Raw genomic sequence first — 6031 nt, 5'->3', positions numbered from 1 at the left:
CGAGAGCCTGCTGATGACACCCTATTCCCTCGGCCTGTGGGATCACGCCCCTGCCCTGTGCGTGCATGACGGTGCATCGACGCAGCTATCCCTCGCCGAATGGCGACGGGGAGAGCTGCTGCGGCAGGAACGCCGTGCGGGTGCGGTGGCATCAGCATCTCATGGTCATGATAGATACATCGATCGAGTGTCATAGGAGTACGGCAGCACTAGAAGTGCTGATGCCCATTGTCCAATGAGCGGTATCTTATACCTGCCTGACCCTTCATGCTGATAGACAATGAATTAAGATTCGACCAAAGCTGAATTAAGTTTTCCATCGAGGAATGAGGCCCCTCTGATTGTAAATGCCGGATCGTAAAGTAAAAAGTGTATGGCTCAGCTCGATCGTGTTCTTGGCCGCTTCGACTCAGCTTAACCCGTTACCAGTCACGGCTTTCCCCGGCTCTGTAAAATGGGCAGTGGCTGAATTTGCAATGAATCTCCTGCGGGACTACACCTTATATTCCGTATCTGGTCAGAAATAGCTCTGCAGCCTCATTGGAAATCCTGACAAGCTGCGCATTGTCAAGCTTTTCTAGGCCTAGCATAATCGGATACTGTGCTTGTGCCATAACAAGTGTGCTCAATTGAAAAGCCGAATCGTCAATGTTATGGTGCTTAATTTCACCAGTAACGATCCATTTATCGATGATGGATTTCAGGGGCTCGGTGACATTTCTTGCGATTCCAGAGGCATAATCCTGAGCCCCTTGTGGAAACCGTTCTACTTCTGATACCACCAGCCTAAGTAAACTTGGCCGAGGCTCGGATGTTGACCACTCCGCAAGATCATAAAGAATTTTAGCTAGTACAAACTTAGGCGGTTCATCGAGAAGTCGCTTAAAGGCTTTTCCAGAGAACGCTTGAGCCATCGTTATCTCAAGCATGTCAATAAACATGTAAGACTTATCAGGGAAGTACTTATACATCGTCGCTTTGGAAGTCTTTGCCTCTCTTGAAATGTCGTCGACACTCGCACCTGCGTATCCGTCCCTCATGAATACTTTGACGAATCCATGCCGAATTTGGTCAATCTTAATTTCCTGGTTTAATTCTTTTGGTGTCTTGGGCAATCTTTTATTTAACTGCATATATAAATGCCCTAGTTTACATTATGGCGAGAGGTCGTTCAGCCCAAGGGCAAATGGTAGCGCCCTTTGTTTTCATTCTGAAATGACAACATAGAAGACTGTCCTACAATCAAGAGAGGTCTTGCTCGCCTTACCGAAGCTAACGCTACAACCGTCAAGTTGGGTTCCAAACCTTTTGCATCCAACAGGTGAGGAAGACGTATCATGCTGGACAACCCAGCCCGACGGCGTCAATATACCTCGTGCGCCGTGCCTAGCGGCGAATGTTATGATGCACCGTAGCTATTAAACTTGAATAAGAAAATGGGACGAGCGGGTCTCTCGCATGCGAGACGCAAGCGATCTACCGTTTCCTGCATGACCACAGGCCTGGCACGCTCCTCTGGGACGCGATCCCGATCGTACCAAATTTACAAACTGTCGCTGACCCGCACCAAACACGCCAATGGGATGGCACTCCGTGACCGCAATGCGCCAGCACGTCGTTAGCGCCATTCGGCGCCGACCACGGAACATAGCATGCATCATGAGGATCCTTCATAAAGGCAACGTCAAACAGGATGGCTGAGATACCCAAACCCGAAGCCGCCGCATGGCGGCCGACAGCGTGCGCGCAACACCACTTTACTGAAAGGCCCCGTTACCAAAGTCGTCTCCCTAGGGGGCAGTCAACGCGCTGGCCGTCCATCTTCGCACCTAAAGGATAAAGTCCGAAGCGCCCATCCGCTCCACGCCGGCTAACCAAACGGCAAAATCCTGGACGCCGTCCCCATCAAGGTCGGCACGAACCGAAATGCCGTTCTCCTCGCGGATCAGCCAGACAGCATGCTCCGCAGGTCCATTGGGGTTGAAGATCAAGGCCTGGTTACCCGCTCTGCTCAGATCGGCGTCTAGCGGGAGAGATCTATCTTATCCTCGCCTTGCGTGAAATCGACGATGACGTCCAGCACCTGGCCTGGACGGCTGTCATTCTGAGTAAAAAATACGAATCTGTCGGCACCAGCGCCGCCATGCAGTCTGTCTGTGCCCGCCCCCCCAGCAATGGTATCCCGGCCGCCCCCACCGACCAGAATGTCGTTACCATAACCGCCGTCCAGATGGTCATTACCAGCATCACCATAAAGACTGTCATTGCCTGAGTTGCCGAACATCAGATCGTTTCCCTGACCGCCAAAGATCCGGTCATTGCCATGATGACCAGAGACAGTGTCGTTACCCCATCCACCATACAGATGGTCATGGCCATCGCCACCATGTAGCCAGTCGTTGCCTAAACCTCCAAGCATCCGATCATTACCCACCCCGCCCCAAAGTCGATCGTGACCATCGCCGCCATCCAGGATGTCGGCGCCAACACCGCCATTCAGGCGATCATTACCGCTGCCACCGTAAAGAGCATCATTCCCAGAATCTCCAAAGATCAGGTCGTTTTCTGATCCCCCGAAAATTGTGTCGTCGCCGAGGGCCCCGTGCAATGTGTCATTGTCCGATCCCCCCGCGATGACGTCGCGACCCAATCCCCCGACGATTATGTCGTGACCTTTTCCGCCATCGATGGAGTCATTTCCTACCCCGCCGAAGATGCGGTCATGACCGTGATACCCATCGATGTAGTCGTTCCCTTCGCCGCCGTGAATCGTGTCGTCTCCCCGATTTCCAAAAATGAAATCATGTCCGTCAAAACCGAAGAGACTTTGTCCACGATCGGGAGATCCTTCAATACGGTCGTTGCGGGAGGTACCAGAGAAGCTATGGTCTCTTGGGCTGAACTGATGATCATATTGGGCCTCGATCGGTAGGAAGCGCGCCGGAATGAAATTAGCGGGGTTTCGATAGACTACATCCGCCGACGTCGGCACGCTATCTGCCCATTCTTCGGGCCAGTAGATAAAATGGTTTTCCTCCGAGGACTCGGAGTTTCGCCCGTCGGCCTGAATCGTCGGAGAGGCGTGCCGCGCACCCTCAAGGGCATAAAGAATGCGATTGTCGATGAGGATCCACTGTTGGCCGAGATGCTGGACAATCCGGACATTGTCGGGAAGATCATTAAGGTTCACCCGGACATTCTCGATCCAGATCGAGTCCTGTGTCGGATCAAAATCGTCAATTCTTCCGGTAATTTTCTGATCGCCCTGTGCTACCTCGGAGAAAATGAATCTGTCCGCCCCATGGCCACCAAATACATGGTGTCCAAACCTGTTGGCGTAATTGTCATAATTGTAGCGAGCCATGCCTAGATAGAAGGTGTCGTTGCCCCAATCTCCATAGGCATGAGTTTGGAATTGCTGTGGAAGCGGAGCCCCAAAACCAAACGTGTAAATAGTGTCATTACCGCGGCCTCCAGATATTAAGCCGCCCCGAACGCCTCCGAACAGCAAATCGTCGCCGGCCCACCCGCGAATATCGACGACCCCAGTCCCGCCGTGAATGGTATCAGCATGATCTGTCCCAATCACACTTGATCCTTTGAGCCCTGAGGGATTATGAGAGAGCGGCAAATCGTACTCCTTCAAGATAAACGATATTCTATACATCATGCCGAAGCTGAGCATCGGCAATTAGCGCCGTTTATATCGGAGACTAGAGCTTCTCATTTTTATAGATAATCATCGGCATATCTATCTTCACCTTTTGCCACAAAATTATCAAAAGAATAGGAGAGCCATGCAGGTATCCCAAGCGCGCCGACTGCTAGAGATGCAAGTGATCCAAAAAAATTGCCGCTAATTCCAAATATCACCATAGAGATAAAAATAAATGCTGAAATTGATGCAATGTGCGCAATAACAATATTAACTCTTAAGTCAATATTCAAACTCCACCAAATTTTCGAAATTATAAATCGTAGCGAGAAAAGGGCGGCGGATATTAAAACGGCAAACCCTCCAGCTACGGCATAAATGTAGGCGGCAAATATTATGCCGGTGCCTGAAGCGAGGGACATCAATGCGGCGAACGTCCCGGTGACGATGCCTGTAATAATCATTGGAACCAGCATAGCACCGCCACCCCCTTCTAAGGACCTCGTAACATCTCTTAGGTTGATTAACTGTGATTCTACTCTGCTTATTAGTTAACGAACTGTCAAGTTCAATGCGGCTATACACTGCACTAGAAAGTTGCGACCGGTGAAAGGCCGCATTTTCCGGATAGCCCCCTAACCCACTGAATCTACAAATGGGCGTTGACTAAGGTGAGGATGCATTGGTTTCCGTTCTGCGGCGCGCCTCACGGCCCGGAAAGGCAGTAGTGACATGAGCGACCTTTTCTGGCTGACTGACGCGCAGATGGCACGCACGATCCCTTTTTTTCGAAAAGTTGCACGGCAAGCCACGCGTTGATGACAGGAGGGTTCTCAGCGCGATTATTCCCTAATCGGCAATGACGTACACTGACGTGATGCACCTGCCGCTTATGGCCCTTACAAGACGCTTTACAGCCGTCGGAGGCGTTGGAGAGGGAAGGGCATTTCCGCTCGGATGATGGCTGGACTAGCTGCCGAACACGGTGAAGAGAAGACCGTGATGGTAGATGCGACATACCTGAAGTCATATCGCACAGCCATCAGTGTGGCCGTCAAAAAGAGGGGGCGTGGTCGCCTGATCGGCCGCAGTTCTAGGATCAGGAAACAGTCCGGGGGACTGTTTCCCTGAGAGCTGGCGGCATGAACACAAAGCTGCACGTCATTTGCGACAGCCAGGGACGACTGTTCAGTCCCGGCATCTAGTGGATCGCGTTTAGGATCAATTTGTCTGGCTCGGATGTCCAGACCTTGCAGATGTACTCGTAAGGCGTGAGGCCGCCGAGGGTCCTGAGCCGGCGTGCGAAATTGTAAAAGGCCATAAAGTCGGTAAGAGGCACCCGCATCTGAATGGGTGTCCGGTGAAACGGGGGCAAAGCCAAGCCCGGGTGCAAAGATGGCCTCACTATTGCCTTCAAAGAGGATACAGTAAGCCTGTGTTAAGAATCTCTTGCTAACATCGTGGCAACGTCCCTCTGCGGCTCCGTCGCTGCTGCTTTGATTGTAAGGCTCGGATACTCATGGTGTTCTCAACAATATCTGCCGGCGCATTCGTTATCCTGCTCGCCGTTGTAAGTCCCGCCGCTGCCTGCAACCAACAGCAATTGGTCCGCTCCACTGAGGCCGGCCTTGAACCCCTGTCGGTCTCTGCGCAGGAGATCGGCATGTGGCTGACCGCCTCATCTTTTTCCGGCGGCATCCGCTTCACATCTACTATGGATGGCCACGATCTCCGGCTCGACATCACAAGCTTTCCCGACCACGCACCTGAAGTGGGCTCCGTCAGGGCGATCATGCAGTTGGGTCGTCTGGCCGGCAGCGGGTTTGAACGGCTTCTCCTGGTAGACGGGCAAAAAGATCTTTTTGTGATCAGCGAGGCCGACCTGCGCAACGTCGGCTGCCAATTCACGTGGCCTTCCAAAACACAGGCCGACCCGCTTTTGCTGATGCGCCAGCTTGTCGGGGCTATCCGGGAAGAAAGCACGGGCACATCCATCAGGGAACTTTCAGGCTCAGGCTTATTGATGACCAACACACAGGCCATGTCCATCGTGCAAGACGTCCTCAACGAGGCTTGGGTGGCAAGTGCTCGACGTAATGACAATAAGGTCGACACGCCGGATGAGGACCCGCGTGACGAGCTGGCTACCATCATGGCACCCGGTATTCATGCACAAGCGCGACAAGTAGAGAAGCAGCTCGTTCTTAGCGGCCTTTAATACTTGCTAACTTCTTTCAGAAGAAAGGGGGCCTAAAGAACTTGGAAAGAATATCGAAATTTCCGGGTAACATCGATCCAAGAGTTCAGCCCCGGCAACTGTTAAGCTCGGAATTAGTTCGTTGCTCCCCAGCCCTGGACCGCCGGATGCTGGAGTTT

Annotated in this window: 6 protein-coding genes and 2 pseudogenes; 3 read left to right on the top strand and 5 right to left on the bottom strand. The window is 52.4% G+C overall.

Annotated elements, in window-relative coordinates:
* Positions 1-196, top strand: a 196-nt coding sequence (locus TY51_RS23415; RefSeq protein WP_231559011.1) for a hypothetical protein, incomplete at its 5' end; no start/stop codon positions are given.
* Positions 197-500: 304 nt separating this feature from the next.
* On the opposite strand, the gene TY51_RS21025 is transcribed toward TY51_RS23415, so the two are convergent.
* From TY51_RS21025 to TY51_RS21875, 4 genes are all read right to left on the bottom strand, one after another.
* Complete coding sequence (locus TY51_RS21025) at positions 501-1133, bottom strand: TetR/AcrR family transcriptional regulator (protein ID WP_081994890.1); 633 nt, start codon at positions 1131-1133, stop codon at positions 501-503.
* A gap of 696 nt (positions 1134-1829) precedes the next feature.
* The gene (locus TY51_RS21880) at positions 1830-1991 is read right to left on the bottom strand and encodes a hypothetical protein (protein WP_156117981.1); all 162 of its coding nucleotides are present in this window, start codon (positions 1989-1991) and stop codon (positions 1830-1832) included.
* A 32-nt stretch (positions 1992-2023) separates the two neighbouring features.
* Entirely contained in the window at positions 2024-3589 is a 1566-nt protein-coding gene (locus TY51_RS21020) for a calcium-binding protein (protein WP_081994889.1), read from the bottom strand.
* Between the two features lie 140 nt (positions 3590-3729).
* The gene (locus TY51_RS21875; protein ID WP_156117979.1) at positions 3730-4131 is read right to left on the bottom strand and encodes a hypothetical protein; all 402 of its coding nucleotides are present in this window, start codon (positions 4129-4131) and stop codon (positions 3730-3732) included.
* A 256-nt stretch (positions 4132-4387) separates the two neighbouring features.
* On the opposite strand from TY51_RS21875, the pseudogene TY51_RS21015 reads away from it, so the two are divergent.
* Positions 4388-4839, top strand: a pseudogene (locus TY51_RS21015) (transposase); the annotation flags it as partial.
* 17 nt (positions 4840-4856) lie between these two features.
* On the opposite strand, the pseudogene TY51_RS23410 reads toward TY51_RS21015, so the two are convergent.
* Positions 4857-4988 (bottom strand): annotated as a pseudogene (locus TY51_RS23410) (IS481 family transposase); the annotation flags it as partial.
* 330 nt (positions 4989-5318) lie between these two features.
* Between TY51_RS23410 and TY51_RS10820 the strand changes: the two are divergent.
* Entirely contained in the window at positions 5319-5873 is a 555-nt protein-coding gene (locus TY51_RS10820; RefSeq protein WP_156117978.1) for a hypothetical protein, read from the top strand.
* Positions 5874-6031: the final 158 nt, after the last annotated feature.

Origin of the sequence: Paracoccus sp. PAMC 22219 (assembly GCF_000787695.1) — a bacterium.
GTDB lineage: Bacteria > Pseudomonadota > Alphaproteobacteria > Rhodobacterales > Rhodobacteraceae > Paracoccus.
This window is presented reverse-complemented; position numbering and strand designations above follow the sequence as displayed.

Coding starts and splice junctions, on each gene's coding strand:
- TY51_RS21025 (WP_081994890.1), bottom strand. CDS start 1,133: ATGCAGTTAAATAAAAGATTGCCCAAGACACCAAAAGAATTAAACCAG.
- TY51_RS21875 (WP_156117979.1), bottom strand. CDS start 4,131: ATGCTGGTTCCAATGATTATTACAGGCATCGTCACCGGGACGTTCGCC.
- TY51_RS10820 (WP_156117978.1), top strand. CDS start 5,319: ATGTGGCTGACCGCCTCATCTTTTTCCGGCGGCATCCGCTTCACATCT.